Source organism: Lentzea albidocapillata, from assembly GCF_000719115.1.
GTDB classification, from domain to species: Bacteria; Actinomycetota; Actinomycetes; order Mycobacteriales; family Pseudonocardiaceae; genus Lentzea; species Lentzea albidocapillata.
Genome location: NZ_JOEA01000013.1, coordinates 12,984 through 32,017, shown reverse-complemented (window position 1 = coordinate 32,017; position 19,034 = coordinate 12,984). Strand labels below are relative to the sequence as shown.

General features: G+C 69.6%; 20 protein-coding genes. 6 read left to right on the top strand and 14 right to left on the bottom strand.

Features of this window, described 5'->3' with window-relative positions:
• Positions 1-31: 31 nt before the first annotated feature.
• Positions 32-1,603, bottom strand: a complete 1,572-nt coding sequence (menD, locus tag IG04_RS0120080) for a 2-succinyl-5-enolpyruvyl-6-hydroxy-3-cyclohexene-1-carboxylic-acid synthase (RefSeq protein ID WP_030478206.1) — start codon at positions 1,601-1,603, stop codon at positions 32-34.
• Positions 1,604-1,675: 72 nt separating this feature from the next.
• On the opposite strand from menD, the gene IG04_RS0120075 reads away from it, so the two are divergent.
• The 3 genes from IG04_RS0120075 (at position 1,676) to IG04_RS0120065 (ending at position 4,800) form a co-directional block, all read left to right on the top strand.
• Positions 1,676-2,578: a 1,4-dihydroxy-2-naphthoyl-CoA synthase gene (locus tag IG04_RS0120075; RefSeq protein ID WP_030478205.1), complete on the top strand. Its 903-nt coding sequence runs from the start codon at positions 1,676-1,678 to the stop codon at positions 2,576-2,578.
• Between the two features lie 10 nt (positions 2,579-2,588).
• Positions 2,589-3,620, top strand: coding sequence for an o-succinylbenzoate--CoA ligase (gene menE / locus IG04_RS0120070; protein WP_030478204.1), 1,032 nt, complete (start codon positions 2,589-2,591; stop codon positions 3,618-3,620).
• Positions 3,621-3,699: 79 nt separating this feature from the next.
• Complete coding sequence (locus tag IG04_RS0120065; RefSeq protein ID WP_030478203.1) at positions 3,700-4,800, top strand: hypothetical protein; 1,101 nt, start codon at positions 3,700-3,702, stop codon at positions 4,798-4,800.
• Between the two features lie 43 nt (positions 4,801-4,843).
• Here the strand turns inward: IG04_RS0120065 and tnpB are convergent, their stop codons facing one another.
• On the bottom strand, positions 4,844-6,202 hold the full coding sequence (gene tnpB / locus IG04_RS0120060) for an IS607 family element RNA-guided endonuclease TnpB (RefSeq protein WP_030478202.1): 1,359 nt from the start codon (positions 6,200-6,202) through the stop codon (positions 4,844-4,846).
• Positions 6,203-6,352: 150 nt separating this feature from the next.
• Between tnpB and IG04_RS0120055 the strand changes: the two genes are divergently transcribed.
• Positions 6,353-7,225 carry a 1,4-dihydroxy-2-naphthoate polyprenyltransferase gene (locus tag IG04_RS0120055; RefSeq protein WP_030478201.1) on the top strand — a complete coding sequence of 291 codons (873 nt, stop codon included), beginning with the start codon at positions 6,353-6,355 and terminating at the stop codon, positions 7,223-7,225.
• A 6-nt stretch (positions 7,226-7,231) separates the two neighbouring features.
• Here IG04_RS0120055 and IG04_RS0120050 read toward each other — a convergent pair whose 3' ends face one another.
• The 9 genes from IG04_RS0120050 to IG04_RS0120010 are packed head-to-tail and all read right to left on the bottom strand — an operon-like array spanning position 7,232 to position 14,606.
• Positions 7,232-7,633 (bottom strand): hypothetical protein, encoded by a 402-nt coding sequence (locus IG04_RS0120050; RefSeq protein WP_030478200.1) that lies wholly within the window; start codon positions 7,631-7,633, stop codon positions 7,232-7,234.
• Positions 7,633-8,079, bottom strand: coding sequence for a hypothetical protein (locus IG04_RS44105; protein WP_051770277.1), 447 nt, complete (start codon positions 8,077-8,079; stop codon positions 7,633-7,635). The genes IG04_RS0120050 and IG04_RS44105 overlap by 1 nt, the downstream gene beginning before the upstream one ends.
• Position 8,080: 1 nt before the next feature.
• Positions 8,081-9,064, bottom strand: a complete 984-nt coding sequence (locus IG04_RS0120040; RefSeq protein WP_030478198.1) for a hypothetical protein — start codon at positions 9,062-9,064, stop codon at positions 8,081-8,083.
• On the bottom strand, positions 9,061-9,477 hold the full coding sequence (locus IG04_RS0120035; RefSeq protein WP_030478197.1) for a hypothetical protein: 417 nt from the start codon (positions 9,475-9,477) through the stop codon (positions 9,061-9,063). Before IG04_RS0120035 ends, IG04_RS0120040 begins: the two co-directional genes overlap by 4 nt.
• On the bottom strand, positions 9,477-12,395 hold the full coding sequence (locus IG04_RS0120030; RefSeq protein ID WP_030478196.1) for a hypothetical protein: 2,919 nt from the start codon (positions 12,393-12,395) through the stop codon (positions 9,477-9,479). Before IG04_RS0120030 ends, IG04_RS0120035 begins: the two co-directional genes overlap by 1 nt.
• Positions 12,392-12,697, bottom strand: coding sequence for a hypothetical protein (locus IG04_RS44100; RefSeq protein WP_051770276.1), 306 nt, complete (start codon positions 12,695-12,697; stop codon positions 12,392-12,394). Before IG04_RS44100 ends, IG04_RS0120030 begins: the two co-directional genes overlap by 4 nt.
• A gap of 55 nt (positions 12,698-12,752) precedes the next feature.
• A complete protein-coding gene (gene cds1, locus IG04_RS0120020) occupies positions 12,753-13,841 on the bottom strand; it encodes an L-cysteine desulfhydrase Cds1 (protein ID WP_030478194.1) in 1,089 nt (362 codons plus the stop codon).
• 26 nt (positions 13,842-13,867) lie between these two features.
• Complete coding sequence (locus IG04_RS0120015) at positions 13,868-14,137, bottom strand: DUF4229 domain-containing protein (protein ID WP_030478193.1); 270 nt, start codon at positions 14,135-14,137, stop codon at positions 13,868-13,870.
• 4 nt (positions 14,138-14,141) lie between these two features.
• Positions 14,142-14,606 (bottom strand): Lrp/AsnC family transcriptional regulator, encoded by a 465-nt coding sequence (locus IG04_RS0120010; protein WP_030478192.1) that lies wholly within the window; start codon positions 14,604-14,606, stop codon positions 14,142-14,144.
• Between the two features lie 168 nt (positions 14,607-14,774).
• Between IG04_RS0120010 and IG04_RS0120005 the strand changes: the two genes are divergently transcribed.
• Together IG04_RS0120005 and IG04_RS47230 are read left to right on the top strand one after the other, a co-directional pair.
• Positions 14,775-14,981, top strand: coding sequence for a BldC family transcriptional regulator (locus IG04_RS0120005; RefSeq protein ID WP_030473853.1), 207 nt, complete (start codon positions 14,775-14,777; stop codon positions 14,979-14,981).
• A gap of 57 nt (positions 14,982-15,038) precedes the next feature.
• On the top strand, positions 15,039-15,206 hold the full coding sequence (locus IG04_RS47230) for a hypothetical protein (RefSeq protein ID WP_086667950.1): 168 nt from the start codon (positions 15,039-15,041) through the stop codon (positions 15,204-15,206).
• Between the two features lie 54 nt (positions 15,207-15,260).
• On the opposite strand, the gene IG04_RS0119995 is transcribed toward IG04_RS47230, so the two are convergent.
• The 3 genes from IG04_RS0119995 to resB form a co-directional block, all read right to left on the bottom strand.
• Positions 15,261-16,535, bottom strand: a complete 1,275-nt coding sequence (locus tag IG04_RS0119995) for a MinD/ParA family ATP-binding protein (RefSeq protein ID WP_084400877.1) — start codon at positions 16,533-16,535, stop codon at positions 15,261-15,263.
• A gap of 102 nt (positions 16,536-16,637) precedes the next feature.
• Complete coding sequence (gene ccsB / locus IG04_RS0119990; protein ID WP_030478190.1) at positions 16,638-17,549, bottom strand: c-type cytochrome biogenesis protein CcsB; 912 nt, start codon at positions 17,547-17,549, stop codon at positions 16,638-16,640.
• Positions 17,549-19,024, bottom strand: a complete 1,476-nt coding sequence (gene resB / locus IG04_RS0119985) for a cytochrome c biogenesis protein ResB (RefSeq protein ID WP_051770348.1) — start codon at positions 19,022-19,024, stop codon at positions 17,549-17,551. The genes ccsB and resB overlap by 1 nt, the downstream gene beginning before the upstream one ends.
• Positions 19,025-19,034 lie beyond the last annotated feature (10 nt).

Genomic DNA, 19,034 nt, shown 5'->3' with positions numbered 1-19,034 from the left:
CAAGAACGAGCCACCGACTTACGTAGGTTTCCTATCTGGCGAAAACGTTTGACACCGTCGCCTTGAGGCGCTGGTGCAACGCCCGCAGTTCGTCACGTTTTGCCTGCACTTCGACCACTTGGAGGCCCTTCGGTGACGCAATCGCGCTACGGAACTCCTCCTGGCCGTCCACTGTGGAGTGCGGAATTCGGTAACCCGCGCACAAAGCGGCCAGATCAGTTCCGTGCGGAGTGCCGAAAATTCGCTCGAAACTTCCGCCGTACTCCGGAGCGCCTTGTTCGAGCAACGAAAATATGCCACCCCCGTCGTCGTTGAGGACGACGATCGTGAGGTCCGGCAGGCGGTCGGCGAGCAGGCCGTTGCTGTCGTGCAGGAACGTCAGGTCGCCCATCAGCGCGTAGGCGGGGCCCTGGTGCTGCCAGGCGAGCCCGATGGCCGTGGACACGCTCCCGTCGATGCCGGCGGCACCCCGGTTGGCGTGCACGGCGACGTCCGAGCGGCGTTCGGACACGAAGTCGACGTCGCGGATCGGGTTGGACGAGCCCACGAACAGCAGCGAACCCGGCGGCATCGCCTGCATCAGGTCGCGCGCGACGTGCAGGCCGGTCGGCCACGGCGCGGTGTCCAGCAGGTCGTCGACGGCCACGCTGACGCTCTTCACCGCGCTCTGCCACGCCTGTAGCCACTCGCCGTCGGTCGCGGCGGGCTCGGGCAGCCAGGTGGAGGCTCGCGTGGCGGTGAACGGCACGTCCGGCCACTGGGCCTGGTCACCCACAGCGTGCACGATTGGAGCGGCTCCAAGCACGGCCTGCTGACCCCTCGACAGGGTGACGCGGCCGACGACGAGCACCGCGTCGGGCCGCAGGTGCTCCGGCAGGCCCGCGTTGAGCAGCAGCGAACCGTGTCGCAGGCCACCGGGCGCGGTGGGCTCGGCGATCACCGGCCAGCCGAGTCGCGAGGCCTTCAGCAGCCGTTCCGGGCGGTCGTCACCGAGCAGCACCAGCGTGCGGGCGGGCAGCGAGGAGGGCCGGGTCTCGACGGTGAACGTGCGGTCGGTCTCCGTCCAGGCGCCGCGATCCGAGCTGGGCCACAGATCGTCGGACGGCGTCAGCGGCGGCCGGAAAGGCACGTTGACGTGCGACGGACCGTCCGTGGCGATGGCACGGCAGATCAACGACCGCGTCACGGCCTCGCCGGCACCCTCCGGCATGTGCAGCGTCGGGATGCCGAGGACGTCGTGCTGGTTGATCGTCTGGCTGGAGCCGGTGCGGTAGAGGTCGACCGGGCGGTCGGCGGTCAGCGCGATCAGCGGCACGTTCGTCAGCTGCGCCTCGATCACGGCCGGGTGCAGGTTCGCGACGGCGGTGCCGCTCGTGCACGTCACCACGGCCGGCTCACCAGTCTTCGCGAGGCCCAGAGCGAGGAATCCGCCGCTGCGCTCGTCGATGCGCACGTGCACCGTGAGCAGGCCTTTCTGCTCGGCCTGGTGCAGCGCGAACGACAGCGGGGCGTTGCGCGAACCGGGGCACAGGACGACGTGACGCACGCCGTTGCGCACCAGTTCGTCGACGATCACCCTCGCCTGCGTCGTGGACGGGTTCATCCCCCAATTGTCACCGGACCGCGCTGAGAGGTCCTCCGCTGGTCTCAGGAGTGGAGGCTTAGAGTCTGGTCCGTGGCAGATCAGGAGCTCTTCGACCCGTCGTTGTGGAAGCCGATCGAGGGCTTCGACTTCACCGACATCACGTACCACCGCGCGCTTGACCAGGGCACCGTCCGCATCGCGTTCAACCGGCCCGAGGTGCGCAACGCCTTCCGGCCGCACACGGTGGACGAGCTGTACCGGGCGCTGGACCACGCGCGGATGTCGTCGGATGTCGGGTGCGTGCTGCTGACCGGCAACGGCCCCAGCCCCAAGGACGGCGGCTGGGCCTTCTGCAGTGGCGGTGACCAGCGGATTCGCGGCCGCAGCGGCTACCAGTACGCCTCCGGTGAGACGGCCGAGAGCGTCGACCCGGCGCGTGCGGGGCGGTTGCACATCCTGGAGTGCCAGCGGCTGATCAGGTTCATGCCGAAGGTCGTCATCGCGGTCGTGCCCGGCTGGGCCGCGGGTGGCGGGCACAGCCTGCACGTCGTGTGCGACCTCACGATCGCGAGCGCCGAGCACGCCAGGTTCAAGCAGACCGACGCGGACGTCGGCTCGTTCGACGGCGGCTACGGGTCGGCCTACCTCGCCCGGCAGGTCGGGCAGAAGTTCGCCCGCGAGATCTTCTTCCTCGGCCGCACGTACTCCGCCGAGGACATGTACAAGATGGGCGCGATCAACGAGGTCGTGCCGCACGCCGAGCTGGAGACCACGGCGCTGCAGTGGGGGCGCGAGATCAACGGCAAGTCGCCGACCGCCCAGCGGATGCTGAAGTACGCGTTCAACCTGATCGACGACGGCCTGGTGGGGCAGCAGATCTTCGCCGGCGAGACGACGCGGCTCGCGTACATGACCGACGAGGCGGTCGAGGGCCGTGACTCGTTCCTGGAGAAGCGCGCCCCGGACTGGTCGAACTACCCGTACTACTTCTGAGCAGGTGCCCATGCTCGACGAACTGCGCGCGGCGCTGGCCGGTGGCGAACCCCTGGTCGACGGCCCGCTCGACGGCTGGGAGAAGCGGGCCGTGCTCGGCGTGCCGACCTCCGGGTCGACGGGCGAGCCGAAGACCGTGCTGCTCGACGCGGACGCGCTGACGACGTCCGCGGAGGCCACGTACGAGCGGCTGGGCGGCCCCGGCACGTGGCTGCTGGCGTTGCCGACCGGCCACATCGCCGGGGTGCAGGTGCTGGTGCGGTCGATCGTCGCCGGCACCACGCCCGGCGTGCTCGACATGTCGATGGGCTTCCGCGCCATGGGTTTCGCGCAGGCCGCGCGGCCGGTGCTGGCGCAGCCGGGACGCCACTACACGGCGCTCGTGCCGACCCAGCTCTCCCGGCTCGTCGTGGGTGAGGGGCCGGGCCTGGAGGCGCTGCGGCAGTTCGACGGCGTGCTGATCGGCGGGGCCGCCACCCCGCCGACGCTGTTGCAGCAGGCACGCGCTCTGGGCGTGCAGGTCGTCACGACGTACGGCATGAGCGAGACGTCCGGCGGGTGCGTGTACGACGGCGAACCGTTGCGGGGCGTCTCGTTGCGCACCGAAGAGGTGATCGAGATCAGCGGGCCGGTGCTGGCGCTGGGGTATCGCGGCAGTGCGGAGCCGTTCGGCGAGTGGTTCCGCACCGGGGACCTCGGGCGGCTGCGCGACGGGCGGCTGGAGGTGCTGGGACGCGCTGACGACGTGATCGTCACGGGCGGCGAGAAAATCCCTCCGGTGCTGGTGGAACGGGCTCTGGCGACCGTCGAGGGCGTGCTGGAGGCCTGCGTGGTCGGCGTGCCGGACGACGAGTGGGGCCAGGTCGTGGCCGCTGCCGTCGTCGCGCGCGGGGTGAAGCCTTCGGTCGACGAGCTGAGGGCCGCGGTCGTCGAGGCCGTGGGTCGGGCGGCGGCGCCGAAGCTGGTGCGGTTCGTGCACGAGCTGCCGTTGCGCGGGCCCGGCAAAGTCGACCGAACAGCTGTCGTCGGCCTCTTTAGGTGAACCTTTACCGCTGAGGACAACCCTCGCCGCGAAGCGTGCGGAAACTCTGGCCGCGCGCGTTAGCGATAGGGGTTTCTTCATGCGCTACCTGTTACCGCTGGTCGCGGGCGCCGCCTTGGTGGCCGGACTGGCGTCTCCCGCCCAGGCGGCCCCTGCCTCGAACGAGTGGACCGCCGACGTCAGCGGCCGTGCCGTCACGTGGGGCGGTTCCCCGCGCACGGGCCTGATCGAGCTCGGCTCGCACAGACTCGCCCAGCCCGCCAACGCGGTCACGGCGGCGGTGACCGGCGATGGTGTCGTCGACGTGCGCGGCCTGCGCGCGGACGGTCAGTGGACCGAGTGGCTGGAGGCGCCGGCGACGTTGCCGGTGACCACGTCCACCGTCGAGACCCGCGTGGTTTTGAGCAGTGGCAAGGCATCGCGGGTGAAGCTGACCGCGACGCAGGCGCCCGCGACCGTGGCCGCGGACGACGTTTCCGTTGCCGCGGCTGGACGTTCGTACCGGGTGTACGCGACCCGTGAGGGCCTCGTCGGTGGCACCACGGCGAACGGGCACGTGATCCGTTCGCGCGACCACTTCGTGGCGCTGCCGTCGCGGCGTGGCCTGGCGGGCAGGAACTCCGGCAACTACAGCGTGCAGGTGTGCGCGTCGAACGGCCGTTGCGAATGGGCGCCCGTGTGGGACGTCGGCCCCTGGAACACCAAGGACGACTACTGGAACCCGGCCGCGACCCGTGAGATGTGGAAGGACCTGCCGCAGGGCAAGCCCGAGGCGCAGGCCGCGTACCAGGACAACTACAACGGCGGTAAGGACCAGTTCGGGCGCAAGGTCGCCAACCCGGCGGGCATCGACCTCGCCGACGGCACGTTCTGGGACGGCCTGAAACTCACCACCAACGCATGGGTGACCGTGACGTATCTGTGGACCGGCTCCGGTCCTGTCGGGACGGTCCGCACCGCCGCGGCGAACGGCACGGTGAACGTCCGCAGCGGCACGAGCTCCTCGACGTCGCAGGTGGGTCTGGCCGCGAACTACGCCCAGGTCAGGGTGACCTGCCAGCTCACCGGCCAGTCGGTGACGGGCACGCAGGGAACATCGAACATCTGGTACCGCATCGCGTCCGGCAAGCACATCGCGAAGGCGTACGTGGCGGGTGTCTCAGGCGCCACTGCCTGCTGATACACCGTTACCTGAAGTGTGAGTGAACGTGAGTCCACTGTGTTCAGGCAGCCGGCGCCTTGCGGCGTCGGCGTTGGCCCGCACCGGGTGCGGGTCTTCCCGTGGCGGTACCCGTTGCCCGCGCGGTGCGGGTCTTACCTGGGTTTCCAGCGGGCTCGTTTCGCGTCGCCCCGCAACTCGGGGAGGACGTCTGGCGGTGCACGAGCGCGGCGAGGTTGCGCGCGGCGTTGAGGTCCCGATCCAGGACCAGACCGCACGCCTCGCAGCGGTAGACGCGATCGGACAGGCGCAGCTTGGTTTTCACCACGCCACAGCCCGAACACGTCTTGGAGCTGGGATACCAGCGATCGGCGACGTGTACGTGCACGCCCGCCCACCGGGCTTTGTACTCGATCTGACGGCGCAGCTCGGCCATACCGACACCGGCGACCTGCCGTGCCAGCCGCCGGTTACGGGTCATGCCGGACACATTGAGATCTTCGATCACCACCGTGCCGTGGGTGCGGGCCAGGCGGGTGGTGAGTTTGTGCAGCCCGTCTCGGCGGGCGTTCGCGACAGCGGCGTGCAGGCGGGTGACGCGGTCCTGGGTCCTGCGCCACCGATTCGACGGAACGCGGCGGGTGCGGCGGTCCGGGCCGGTGCGGCGGGCGGCTTGTCGTTGCAGGCGGCGCAGTTGCCGCAGAGCGGGCTCCAGATGCTGCGGGTTCGCGATGGTCTCGCCGGTCGACAGCACTGCCAGCGACCTCACGCCCAGGTCGACACCCACCACGCTGCCTGGGCGTGCGGGTGCGGGGTCGGCGCGGGTGATCTCCACGGAGAACGACACGAACCACCGCCCGCCCCGGTACGACACCGTGGCCGAGCGAATCCGGGCGCTACCACGCGCGACATGCCGGGCCAGCTTCCGGGTCGACTCGTGGGTGCGCACCAGGCCGATACGGGGCAGCGTCACATGCCGACGATCGTCGGCGAGACCGAACGCGCCGGTGGTGAACCGGCACGACAACCCGGACCGCTTCCCCTTGAACCGGGGGAACCCGAGCCTGCGGCCTTTCCGTGTGCCCTTCCTGGAATCGGCCCAGTTGCCCAACGCGGTCGCCAGGTTGGCCAGGCCCGACGAATAGGCTTCCTTCGAGTTCTCCGCCCACCACGGCGCGACCATGTCCTTGGCCTGGTTCCAGTCCTTACGCAGACCGTAGGCCGACCACGACACCGACGGCGTCAGCTGCGCCTCGCCGAGGCCGTAGGTCCTCTCCGCGGCCCGCTGGTCCAGATTCGCCTTCACCCGCGCCATACCCCAGTTGAACGCACGCCGCTGACCACCACAATGCGACCGCAACACCCGCTCCAGAGCGGGACCGGGATCCAGCGCGAACCGGTACGCCTGGATCACACACGACACCCCAACACCCTACCGAACACATGTTCCCATCACCGGGAACGGGCATCCCAGCCCACAGACGAACACGATCGATCACACACGCTCCCAAACCACCGAACAGTTCCGAACCCTTCGGCGGGTCCTCAGGAGCCATACCGGAGGATGTGGGGCATGGCCTCAGTCGTCCAGTGGATCCAGGGGACCCGCCCGCGCACGCTGCCGAACTCGATCGCCCCGGTGGTCGTGGGAGCCGCTGCGGCGCACCACATCGACGAGTTCAACGTGCTCTACACGGTGCTCGCGCTGATCGTCTCGGTGGCGTTCCAGGTCGGCGTGAACTACGCGAACGACTACTCCGACGGCATCCGCGGCACGGACGACAACCGGGTGGGGCCGTTCCGGCTGACCGGGTCCGGTGCGGCCGAGGCGTCGAAGGTGCGGCTGGCGGCGTTCATCTCGCTCGGCGTCGGTGCGCTGGCCGGACTCGTGCTGGTGGCGCTGTCCGGGTACTGGTGGCTGCTCGCGTTCGGCGCCGTGTGCATGCTCGGAGCGTGGTTCTACACGGGCGGCAAGCGTCCGTACGGCTATGCGGGCCTCGGCGAGATCGCGGTGTTCCTCTTCTTCGGCCCGGCCGCGGTGCTGGGCACGCTGTACGTGCAGACCGGCGAGATCACCGGCATCGGCATCGGGGCGTCCATCGCGATGGGGTCGATCTCGGCCGCGGTGCTGGTGGCGAACAACCTGCGTGACATCCCGACGGACGCCGTGTCGGGCAAGCGGACGCTGGCCGTGGTGCTGGGTGACAAGGACACGCGCAGGCTGTACCTGGCGCTGGTGGCCGTGCCGTTCCTGATCGCGCTGGGCATGGTCGTGCGGGTGCCGTACGCGTTGCTCGGGTTCCTCGCGGCGCCGGTGCTGCTGCCCGCCGTGCGGCGGGTGGCCGCCGGGCGGGGCGGCCGCGACCTGATCCCGGTGCTGCAGTTCACCGGGATCGCGATGCTGGCCTGGGCCGTGCTGGTCAGCGCCGGTCTGGTGCTGGACTGAGTCCGGTCACCAGGCGTCTTCGGTGAACTCCAGGGGTTCGTCGTCGTCCGTTCGCGCGGGCCTGCGCGGGGGCGGCGGCGGGGCCGCCTCGCCCTTGATCAGCTCGTCCAGCCTGGCGCGGTCGGCTTCGAGTGCCTGGCGCACCAGCGGATCGTGGCCCGCCTCGCCCGTGAGGACCTGACGCCAGCTCAGACCCGCGCCGCGCGCGATGCGGTCCGCGAGCTGGCGCATCGCCGGTGAGGCATCGCTGGACTTGGCGAACTGCATCACCCTGCGGATGTCCTCAGTGGACGGTTCCTTGCCCCGGAGACCCTGCTGGGCGGTGCGCATCGCGCGGTCCGCCTCGGCGACCGCGCTCGTCAGGGAGTTCTCCGCCGCGAGGATGTCCGATGTCCGCCAGGCCGTCATCACCACTTGTCCTCCGTGAAGATGTCGGGGTCGAGCTGGTCATCGTCGTCCCCGTCCCTGCGCGGCCGCTGCGCCTCCATGATCTCCTCGGCGGTCATGCCCTCCTGCAGCATCTGGAACGCCTGCTTCATCTTGTTGACGTTCTCCTGCTGCATGGCCTGCACGTCGGGGTCCTGCGCGGCCTTGCCGGAGACGACGTCCTCCCAGGTGAACTCACCCGCGTCCACCTTGCGCTTCAACGCCTTGAGCTGCTCGGGCGCGTCCCGTTCCTGCGCGGCCCGTTCGACCTGCTGGGCGATCGCCTTGAAGTCGACGGGCGGGACGGGCGGCAGCGGCGTCTCCTTGAGGCGGTTCGCGAGGTCCTGCGCCTCCTTGAAGCGCGCGTCGACCTGCGCCTCGGCCGCCCGCAGCTCAGCGGACTTCCAGCTGTCGTTCGGCGTGGTCATCTCAGTTCTCCCTCGCGAAGAGTCCGCGCTGGATCGGCCTGGCGTCACCGCGGATGTCACTCACCTCGTTGCGCTGAGCGAGGGTGCGCCACTGCCGGAAGTCTACTTCGGACAGATTCAGCTGCTCGGCCGTTTCGTGGTTCTCGCCGACGAAGTGCAGCACGGCCTGCTCGCCGAAGACGCCGACGATCTCGAACTCCGCGCCCCGGTACGTGCAGAGCGTGCGGACCAGCTGGAGGTCCTCGACGACCGCGTCCGGCACCTCGAGGAACCGGGCGCCGCCCTCCTCGGTGAAGTCCGGCGGCGCGGGGTGCCCGGCGAGCGGGTGCAGGAGGACCGATCCGGGCGCGGGCCCGAAGTCGATGTCGAAGTCCTGGCCCCGATACCTGCCGATCAGTCCACGACGGACGGTCGGCCGGTGCGGAACCGGTGCCTGCCAGTACCTTCCGGGCCCGAAGCCGACGTCACCGGTCGGGATCCAGCCGGTCTGCCGGTTGGGGTACTTGCCGACGCTGCGGCCGGTGCCGTCCGGCTCGAAGCGCCAGAGTTCCGTGCCCGCCGGGAGTTCCGCGAGTTCCATGACGTACTCGGGGATCGGGTTGGCGCTCGGCGTGTAGCCCGTGCCGGTGAACGGGAGCGGGTAGACACGGGTGGTGCCCATCTTCTGCGCGCCGTCGAGCGTCGGGCCGCCGAAGCTCGTGTCGAAGAGCTCGGTGGTGTGAGCCAGGAAGCGCAACAGGTACTGCGTGCCCTTCGGCCAGTCCGCGACCTTGTCGACGCCGAACGCCTCCGCGAACTGGTCGGAGGTGCCCTGCGGGAAGTCCTGCCCGCGCGTGACGAACCCGGCGGCCCGGTGCGGCTCGAACTTGCCGGGCACCACGACGTTGCCCAGGTAGAGCTGCGCGATCGCGGGGTGGACGATCTTCTGCAGGATCGTCTCGGGCCCGATGCCGGCCGCCTTGCGCACGGCCTGAGGGGTGCTCATCCCGGGTTCTTCTCCTTCCACCGCGCCAGGAAATCGGTGCGGTCGACCTGCACGTTCTCCAGCTCGTCTTCGTCGAGCGTGGCCGTGTAACCGTTGTACTGGTCGCCTTCGAGCCCGTTCTGCGCGGCCCACACGTACTCGCCGCCCGCGTACCCGGCCTCCGCCTTGCCGCCGTCCGTTCTGACGACGTTGAACGGCTGCCCGCGCCAGGTGGCCGTCATCGTCTCGCGGTACCAGGCATCAAGGTCGTGGACAGCCACCGTCTTGAGCTCACGGCTGCCGTAGGCCTGGAAGCCTTCGGCGTTCGCGTAGGTGACGCCCGGGATCTTGCGGATCCAGACGTCGTTCCCGTCGCTGCCCGCGAAGTAGACCTCGCCGCGGTACTCGGCCATCTCCTGGGAGTAGTGGGTCATCAGAGCTTCGTCCAGCCGAACTTGCGGTCGTACACGGCGTGCAGTTTCTCAGTTCCGTCCGAGTTGACCTGCCAGATCTCGGCACGATCGGGCAACGGTGTGCCACCGTCGACGCGCCACTCCGGCATGCCGCCCATCGTCGACCCGGTGCCGGTGAACGGGTCGTAGCCGTCGTAGACCTTGGGCGACCCGCCGGCCGCCGCCATCTGCTTCTGCGACGCCTCGTAGTGAGCCTGCTCCTGGGGCGACTGGTACTCGCCCTCCTGGCGCGGCCCGAACTGGTTGAAGTCGGGCGTGTCCTTCTTCGGCCCGCCGAACGGCACGTTGTGCGCGCCCGCGTTCTGGTCGGTGACCTCGTAGCGGAGCTGCATCGCGTTCGGCGCGCCCTCGGGGATGGGCGTCCAGCCCTTGCCCTTGTCGTCGAGCGCGAGGCCGTCCCGCAGGCCCTGCGGCGTGTTGACGTCGACCACGTCCTGGCCGCGGGCGATCGAGCCGCCCATCTGGTTCTGCCAGGTCTCCTTCTGGCTGCCCGGCGCGTGCGGCTGGTCGGGCAGGTAGGTGCTGAGCGCGCTCTGGTTGAGGGCCTTGGTGACGATGTCGCCGGTGTCGACCTTGATCTGGTTGCGGACGTCGGCCACGTGCTGGGCCTCGTCCGCGCTCAGGTCGGTGGACAGCTTCTGGCTCAGCTCGACATAGCGGTCGCGGTCGGCCTGGTTGGGCAGCATCTGGTCGAGCTGATGCTGGTAGCCCTGGCCCTGCGCGGACATCGCGGCGGCGTCGAAGTGGCCCTTGAGGTCCGGGCCGGTGGGAGGCGGCGGGTTGCTGCCGCCGTCGCCGTTGTTGCCGGGGGTGGCGTCGTCGTTGCCGGGCTTGGGGTCGGGGTCGTGGCCGGCCGGGGTGTTGTCGTGGTCCGGCTGGGGGTCGTGGGGCCGGACGTCTTCGGCGCCGCTCGCGTCGGTGTCGTGTGGCTTGGTGTCGTCTGCGCGCGTGTCGGTGTCGTGCGGCTTCGGGTCGCTGTCGTGGGGCTTCGGGTCAGCGTCGTGCGGCCTGGTGCTGTCCGGTGCGTCGTGGGGCTTGGTGTCCGTCGACCCGTTGGGCGTGGTGTCGTGGGGACGCGTGCCGCCATCGGCCGGCGTTCCACCGTCGTGGGGACGCGGGGGCGACGAGTCGGTCGGCGTGGTGCCGGACGGCGTCGAGTGGTCCGCGCCCGTGGTGGGGCTCGGGTGTCCGGGAGGCGAGGGCAGGCCGCCGGTGTTCGTGGCAGGCGGAGCCGTTGCCGTGCCGGAGCTGGCACTCGGGTGATCGGGTGGCGTCGGGAGGCCGCTGCCCGCGCCGCCGGGCATCGGGTGGGTGCCCGAGTTCGGCGGAGTCGGCAGGCCCGCACCGCCAGGGTGTGTTCCCGCGGAGCCTGGAGCCGGGCGCGTGCCCGAGTCCGGCGTCGCGTGGGTTCCCGAGCCGGGCGTCGGGTGCGTGCCTGCGGAACCTGGGTGGCTGCCCAGGGCGCTGGGACCGGACGGCGGCGTGGGCAGGCCCGAGCCGGGGCGGGCGCCGGCGGACGGCGTTCCCTGGCTGGGCGGGGTGGGGAGACCTGAGCCGTGGCCGGGAGGCGTCGGCAGGCCGGTGGGCTTGGGGGTGCCTGTCGCACTGCCCGCGCTGGGGAACGCCGGGACGCCGCCGGCGCCCGGGCGGGAGCCGGAGCTCCTGGTCTGGTCGCCACCGCCCCCGCCTGGGGCCATCGGGGCGCCCATCGGCATCGCGCCGCCCATGGGGGTCTGGTGGGACGACGGCGGGGCCGCGGCGGGGGCCGCGGCTGCCGCGTGCGTGGTGTCCAGGCGGATCGGGGCGCCCGGCGAGCCGGAGAGACCTCCGGCCGGAGCGCCACCTGAGCCGGTCGGAGCGCCACCGCCGCCTCCGCCCAGCGAAGGCGGGGCCGACGCGGCGGGGCCTGCGGTGGCTGCCGCGTGGGTGGTGGCCGGGGCGTCCGTGGAGGTGGGCAGGGTCGGCGGGGCGGCTACCGGGGCGCCGCCGGGTGCCGCCGCGGAGACGGCGGCGGGTTTGGTGTCCTCCGTGCCGCCTGGCGGGGTGTAGACCTCGCGGACCTTCGAGCCGATGTCGTTGCCGCGGTCGGCGATCTCGGTGGCCGACTCCTTGATGGACGAGAAGTCGTCGTGGATGTCGTTCACCGCGTTGCGGACGTCGCGGCCCGCCTCGGCCACCTCCTGGGTGGCGTTCATGGCCTCGGCCAGGGAGTCGGCGTCCTTCAGCTTGCCGATGGCGGAGAAGACGCGGCCGACGGCGTCGAAGAGCGCCTTCACGTCGGAGATCAGCTTCTGGACCGTGTCGATGATGTCCATGACGCGCCGGTAGATCTGGTACGCGTTCCAGACCATCTCGGCGGCCTTGATCCAGCCGGCCACCGGGATCCAGACGGTGGCGGCGGCTTGCAGCAGCTTGTTGACGAGGTAGTCCAGCAGGCGCGCGGCCTGCTTGCCGAGGGCCTCGGCGCCGGACGCGACGGTGTCGAAGCCCTTCGCGATCAGCTGGGCCACGCCCATCTCGGCGAGGAGTCCGGCCTTCCAGCCGAGAGCGATGTACTTCTCGTGGGCGCGGGCCGCGTCGCCGTCCCAGTGGCCGCGCACCTTCCCCACCGCGTCGGTGAGGTTGTACGAGACGTCGTTCATGGCGTTGCCGACCATGCGCCACGCGTCGCCGTCGGCACGGATCTTCGACCAGTCGCCGGTGATCGGCGTGATGATCGCTGCGACCAGGCTCTCGCCGGTCACCGCCTCGAACACCCAGTTCACCGCCTGGACGCCCCAGCCCTGGTCGCGCAGGACGTCGTTGAGCGACGCCGTGTCGACCTCGGGCTGCTTGAGGGACGCGGTGACCGGTCGCGGGGACTGGTAGGCCGTCGTCACTTCAGCAGCCCGTCGAAGATGCGCCGCTGGACGGCGTCGATGTCCTCGTAGGCCTTCGCCGTCGCGTCCACCGCCGTGGCCGCGCCCTCGAGCTTCGACTTGCCGAAGTCGAGCGACTCGTCGAACAGCGCCCGCACGATGTCCACGCCCGGCTGCAGCAACGTGAGCAGGCCCGTGAAGCCCGCCTTGTCGCACGCCGTGGTGTGGACGTACTGACGGATCGTGTCGAACTCTTGGGCCTCGGTGCGCAGGTACTCGGCGTACGCGCGCAGCTCGGCCGCGTCGGTGAACAGCGACGACACAGCGTCCCCCCTGCGGACTCAGGTGCTCAGGTCACGCTGTGACGCACAACTCTCGTCACCAGTTCCCCGTGCGGTGGAAGTTGTTCAGGCGTTCAAGGCACGGGGCGAGGTGCATGCCCTGTGCCGATACCCATGTGTCGTCGTAGTAGGTGTTCGCGTAACGCTCGCCACCGTCACACAACAGGGTCACCACACTCCCGCGAGTGCGGGACTGCCGCATCTCGGCCACGATCTGGAACGCTCCCCAGAGGTTCGTCCCGGTGGAACCGCCGACCCGGCGGCCGAGCTGGTCCTCGACGTACCGGATCGTCGCGACGGACGCCGCGTCCGGCACCTTGATCATCCGGTCGATCACCTCGCCGATGAACGACGGCTCCACCCGCGGCCGGCCGATGCCCTCGATGCCGGACCCCCTCGTGGCCACCAGGTCGCGGTCGCCGTCGCGCCACGCGTCGAAGAAGACCGAGTGCTCGGGATCGACGACGGCCAGGCGCGTGTTCAGCTTCTGGTAGTGGATGTACCGGCCGATCGTGGCCGACGTGCCGCCCGTGCCCGCGCCGACGACGATCCAGTCGGGGGTGGGCGACGGCTCCAGCCTCATCTGCTCGAAGATCGACTCGGCGATGTTGTTGTTGCCCCGCCAGTCCGTGGCTCGCTCGGCGTGCGTGAACTGGTCCATGAAGTGGCCACCGAGCTCGGCGGCCAGCCGGCGCGACTCGTCGTAGAGCGCCGACGGCTCGTCGATGAAGTGGCACCTGCCGCCCTGGCGTTCGATCAGCGCGACCTTCTCCGCCGAGGTCGAGCGGGGCATCACCGCGATGAACGGCAGCCCCAGCAGCCGCGCGAAGTACGCCTCGGACACCGCCGTCGAACCGGAGGAGGCCTCGATCACGGGCGTGCCACCGGTGATCCAGCCGTTGCAGATCGCGTAGAGGAACAACGAGCGCGCCAACCGGTGCTTCAACGACCCGGTGGGATGCGTCGACTCGTCCTTGAGATAGAGGTCGATGCCCCACTCGATCGGCAACGGGTAGCGCAGGAGGTGCGTGTCAGCGCTGCGGTTCGCGTCCGCCTCGATGATCCCGACGGCCTCGCACACCCAGTGCCTGGTCCTGCTGCAAACGCGGTCAACGGAGGTACTCACAGCCGCACGATAACCGCGCGAACGGCCTATGCCTGGGTGAGAGGACCTTCGTCACCACGCAGTTCGGAGCGCAGCTTGTCGCGCTCGGCCTTACGCGCCGCCTGGTGCTCACCCAAGCCGGCCGCGACCCGCTGCCGCAGCCCCTTGAAGATGAACAACGAGGCCGGCAACGCCACGACCACACCGACGGCGAGGGCGGGCAGCAAAGGAACCTTGACCAACATGAGCGCGCCCATCACCACGACCACGAGGCCGAGGCGGGCGAGGACGTAGAGCGTCACATCACGAGCGAGCACCCGTTCAGGTTACGTCGCCTTCTTCGTCACCGGTGTTCGGGCGCCCTTCGAACCGTGTGGAAAGCACCACGGTCGTACGCGTGCGGGCCACGCCGGGGATGCGCCGCAGCCGCCCGAGAGCGCGCTCCAGGTCGTCCACCGTCGACACCCTGACCTTCACGATGAACGACTCGTCGCCCGCGACCCGGTAGCAGGACTCGACCTCGTGGAGCTCGGCCAGCGCGACCGCGACCTCGTTGTCGTCCGCGATGTCGGTGGGGTGGATGCCGATCAGCGCGGTGACGCCCAGGCCGACCGCGCTGGGGTCGACGACCGCGTGGTACCCGACGATCACGCCGCTGGACTCGAGCTTGCCGACCCGCTCGTGCACGGCGGAGGCGGACAGGCCGACCTGCCTGCCGAGGTCCGCGTACGTGGCCCGTCCGTTGGCCCGCAGGGCGGCGATGATCTGTCGATCAAGAGCATCCACCCGCGACACGGTATATGGCCGCTGCCCCGCAGACGGCGGCGAGTTCGTAGGGCATGTCCGAAACGGCCCGGTTGTCCCTTACTACCTCTTTACCAAAAAACAAGCGTTCGAGTACCTGATGGGTCAGATGCCACGATCAGACCGGAACGTCTGATCTGAGGAGGACGAGTGACTGCAGCCACCGAGCGGCTCTTGACGCCTGGGGAAGTCGCCAATCTGTTCCGGGTCGACCCGAAGACCGTGACCCGGTGGGCCACCGCTGGTCGCATCGGGTCGATCCGCACCCCTGGAGGACATCGCAGGTTCCGTGAGACCGAGGTGAAGGCTCTGCTGTCGGAGCTCACGACCGAGGCAACTGAACCCGTCCGCCACTGAAACCGTAGTAATCCCTGTGCCGCGGGTAATCTCGTGGCAAAGGGAGGTGGCGACACGATGATCTACCTGCTGGCGGTGATCGGTGCGCTCACCGTGGCTGTGCTCGTGTGGCGAGCGTTCGCCCCGCAGCACTCGGAGTACACCCCAGGCCGCAAGGTGATCGCGCCCGACGACGACCCGGAGTTCCTGCGCAAGCTCGACGAGCAGCGCAAGCGCGACGAGTGAACGGAAAAGGGGCCCTGACCTCAGGACCCCTTTCCGCCACTGTCGAGAACCCGTTCAGGAGTGCGGGAAGTCGTCCGCGACCACCGCGGCGAGTTCCAGCAAGGCCAGACGGGTCTCCGGCGCGAGCTGGTCCAGCGCGATCTCGGCGCCCTCTTCGAGGTGCGCGTCGAACGGCAGGCGGACCACGGCACGGCATCGCTGCTGGAAGTGCGCTGCGAGTTTGTCGAGGTCGACCTTGCCCGACCTCGGGCGCACCGAGTTGATCACGCAGACGGACTTCGCGACCAGGTCGCGGTAGCCGTGTGCCTCGAGCCAGTCGAGCGTCGCGGCCGATGTCTGCGCGCCGTCGACCGAGCCGGACGACACCAGGACCAGCGAGTCCGCCTCGTCCAGCACGCCCTTCATCGCGGAGTGCATCAAGCCGGTGCCGCAGTCGGTCAGCACGATGTTGTAGAAGTGCTCCAGCAGCTCCACCGTGCGCCGGTAGTCGTCCTCGCTGAACGCCTCCGACACCGACGGGTCCTGCTCGGACGCCAGCACCTCGAGACGCGCCGGCGACTGCGAGGTGTACGAGCGCACGTCGCTGTACTTCTTGATCCGCGGGGCGTCGCGCAGCAGGTGACGCACGGTCGCCGTGGTCTCCCGCGGGATCTTCAACGCCAGCGTGCCGCGGTCGGGGTTCGCGTCGACGGCGACCACCCGGTCACCGCGCAGTGACGAGAACGTCGAACCGAGCGTGGTGGTCGTCGTGGTCTTGCCGACACCGCCCTTCAGGGACAGCATCGCGATCTTGTAGCACCCGCGCAGCGGCTGGTTGATCCGCGCGATCAGTTCACGTCGCCGCACGTCAGCCGGACTCTCGCCCAGGTTGATGGCACCGCCGCTGATCGAGTGCAGGGACTTGCGCCAGCCGGACGTCGGCGGGCGCTTCTCCTTCTTGATGAGCTGCTGCGACGAAACTTCCTGCGCCTGCGAGCGGTACTGCTGCTGCGGGAAGTTGTTCGGGTACTGCTGGCCGGCGAAGTGGCCGTACTGCGCGGTGCTGTCGGTGTTGTGGGGGCCCGACTGGCCACCACCCACCTGGTAGGCGCCGGACTGCGAACCGGGCACCGGGTACGGACCCGACGCGTTGCCAGGGACCTGGTACGGGCCGGAGGCGTTGCCGGGAACCTGGTACGCGCCTGACTGACCGGCCAGGTTGTACGGGCCTGATTGGCCGCCGCTGACGTGCTGCGGGCCGGACTGCTGCGGGTCGAGGTAGGCCGCCGCCTGCGGGTCGACGTACTGCGGGCCGGAGCCCTGTTCCTCACCCGGTGGTTGCCATGTCACCGCTGTGGCCCTCCCTGAGCAAGAGGGACCGAGACTTCCCCGACCCCCAGGTTGCGACGGTACGCAACCGGCAACGGTTCCATCGACATGGGGGCTAACTCGTTAGAGACCCGCGTACGAATGCAACCCGCTGGTGACCAAGTTGATGAAGAACAGGTTGAACACGTTCAGGGCAAAGCCCGCGACGTTGATCCAAGCGGCCCCACGGCCGCGCCATCCGGCCGTCGCGCGCGCGTGCAGATACGCCGCGTAGACCACCCACGAGACGAACGCGACCGTCTCCTTCGGGTCCCAGCCCCAGAACCGGCCCCACGCGGCCTCCGCCCAGATCGCCCCGAGGATGATCCCGGCCGTGAACAGCGGGAACGCCAGCACGGTGGTCCGGTAGGACATGCGGTCGAGCACGTCGGCGGACGGCAGCTTCGGGAAGCGGTCGGAGTTGGTGTCCTTGAGCAGGTAGAGGATCGACGTCACGCCGGGGATCAGCAGCATGCCGGACGAGATCGAGATCACCGAGACGTGGATCACCAGCCAGTACGACCGCAGCGCCGGCTGAACGGGCGCGGACTCGGCGTAGAGCACGGTGCCACCGAGGAACAGCAGGACCAGGATCGGCGTCAGCACGAACGCGCCGAGACGGCGGATCGGGAACTTGGCCATGAGCACGATCCACGTCACCACGGCCGCGAGGCACAGCAGCGACATGTACTCGTACATGTTGCCCCAGGGCGCCCGCCCGGCGGACAGACCGCGCATGACCAGTGAACCGAGGTGCAGCACCGCGCCGAGGACCGTCATCGCGGCGCCCATGCGGCCGATGCGCTCGGCCCTGGTCAGCTCGCTCTTCGGTGCGTCGGTGAGGATGTCCGGCGCACCGGCCCCGACCATCGCCTTGCGCGGCGCGCGGGCGAAAGCCTGCTCGACCGCGTAGAGCAGGACCGCGAAGAGGTAGACACCCAGCGCGCTGCGGTACAGCCAGTCGCTGTAGGTCGCGAGGGTCTCGTCAACCGGCATCAGGACTTCTCCTCGTTCAGCACCGCGCGGGCCAGCCGCGTGAACTCCTCGCCGTATCCTGCCTGGTCAGTACGGGCAAGCCCACCGACCTCGACCAAAGTACGCCCGTCATCCAAACGGGTCGCACGCACCCACACCCTGCGGCGCTTGACGGTCAGCGAGACCCCCAGGCCGAGGATGATCAGGATGGCGAACGCCAGCACGTAACCCTGGGTCGGGTCGTGCGAAACCTGTAGCGACACCCAGTCGTTCACGGCGTCGAAGCGCACCTTCGTACCGTCGTCGAGCGCGATCTCCTCGCCCAGCGCGAGGTTCTTGCGCGCGACCTTCGCCAACCGGCCCTGGTCGACCTTGTCCTGGTCGATCGAGAAGATCGACTGGCCGCGGCCGTCGTCCACACCGAGATCGCCGCGGTACACGTCGACGGCGACCATGGGGTTGTTCAGCGCCGGGAACTTCGAGTTCAGGATGCTGCCGTGCAGCAACGGCGTCGGCGCCAGCAGGCCCGTCACCGCGATCTGGTTCTTACGCCGCGTCTCGGAGTCCGTGACGCCGGGCGGGTCGAACTTCGTGGCGCCCTCCGAGGCCAGCGTGAGCTGGTCGGTAGGCAGCCACTGGATGCCCTGCGTGCGCTTCTCGCCGTTGGGGAACGTCACCGTGAACGTCGGCGTGTACCCGTGGCCGAGCAGGTAGAGGCGGTCGCCTTCGGTGCGCAGCGGGTGGTTGACCTGCAGCGTGTACGGCTTCCACGTGTTCGAGGTGAGGTCGTCGCCCGACTGGTAGCGGATGTCCGCCTTGTAGCCGACGGGCTGGCCGTTGTCGAGGTAGTCGGCGGTGAACTTGCCGATCTCGACGCAGAACGGCGTGAGATCCGTGCCGTCGACCCGCAGGCCGGGCCGGAACTGGTCGTAGTTGAAGATGCCGCCGTTGCAGAACTGGCCGCCGTCGGCCTGGACGATGACCTGACCCTCGTAGTTGAACATCTTGCCGAGCGCGAACGACACCAGCAGGCCCAGCAGCGCGAAGTGGAAGACCAGGTTGCCGGTCTCGCGCAGGAACCCGCGTTCCGCGCTGACCGTGCCCTCGCCGGTCTCCATCCGCCAGCCACGCATGGCCTTCTTCGCCCGTGCGAGAGCTTCGTCCGGCGTCACGTCGAGCTCGGCCTGCGCGTGGTGCGGCATGCGCGAGAGATTGCGCGGCGTCAGCACCGGCTTCGCGCGCATCTGCTTGAAGTACTCCCACGTGCGGGGAAGCAGACACCCGACGAGGGAAGTGAACAGCAGCAGGTAGATCGCGGCGAACCACGGCGTGGCGTACACCTCGAAGAACCCGAGCTTGAGCAGCAACTGCCCCCACCAGCCGCGCTGGGCGACGTACTCGTCGACCTTGGCCGCGTTCAGCGACAGCTGCGGCAGCAACGCACCGGGCATAGCCGCGAGCGCGAGCAGGAACAGCAGGGTCAGCGCGGTCCTCATCGAGGTGAGC

Excerpts from the sequence above, each read along its gene's own strand:
- menD (WP_030478206.1), bottom strand. The coding sequence starts at position 1,603 with ATGAACCCGTCCACGACGCAGGCGAGGGTGATCGTCGACGAACTGGTG.
- menE (WP_030478204.1), top strand. The coding sequence starts at position 2,589 with ATGCTCGACGAACTGCGCGCGGCGCTGGCCGGTGGCGAACCCCTGGTC.
- IG04_RS0120065 (WP_030478203.1), top strand. The coding sequence starts at position 3,700 with ATGCGCTACCTGTTACCGCTGGTCGCGGGCGCCGCCTTGGTGGCCGGA.
- IG04_RS0120055 (WP_030478201.1), top strand. The coding sequence starts at position 6,353 with ATGGCCTCAGTCGTCCAGTGGATCCAGGGGACCCGCCCGCGCACGCTG.
- IG04_RS0120050 (WP_030478200.1), bottom strand. The coding sequence starts at position 7,633 with ATGACGGCCTGGCGGACATCGGACATCCTCGCGGCGGAGAACTCCCTG.
- IG04_RS44105 (WP_051770277.1), bottom strand. The coding sequence starts at position 8,079 with ATGACCACGCCGAACGACAGCTGGAAGTCCGCTGAGCTGCGGGCGGCC.
- IG04_RS0120040 (WP_030478198.1), bottom strand. The coding sequence starts at position 9,064 with ATGAGCACCCCTCAGGCCGTGCGCAAGGCGGCCGGCATCGGGCCCGAG.
- IG04_RS0120035 (WP_030478197.1), bottom strand. The coding sequence starts at position 9,477 with ATGACCCACTACTCCCAGGAGATGGCCGAGTACCGCGGCGAGGTCTAC.
- IG04_RS47230 (WP_086667950.1), top strand. The coding sequence starts at position 15,039 with ATGATCTACCTGCTGGCGGTGATCGGTGCGCTCACCGTGGCTGTGCTC.
- ccsB (WP_030478190.1), bottom strand. The coding sequence starts at position 17,549 with ATGCCGGTTGACGAGACCCTCGCGACCTACAGCGACTGGCTGTACCGC.
- resB (WP_051770348.1), bottom strand. The coding sequence starts at position 19,024 with ATGAGGACCGCGCTGACCCTGCTGTTCCTGCTCGCGCTCGCGGCTATG.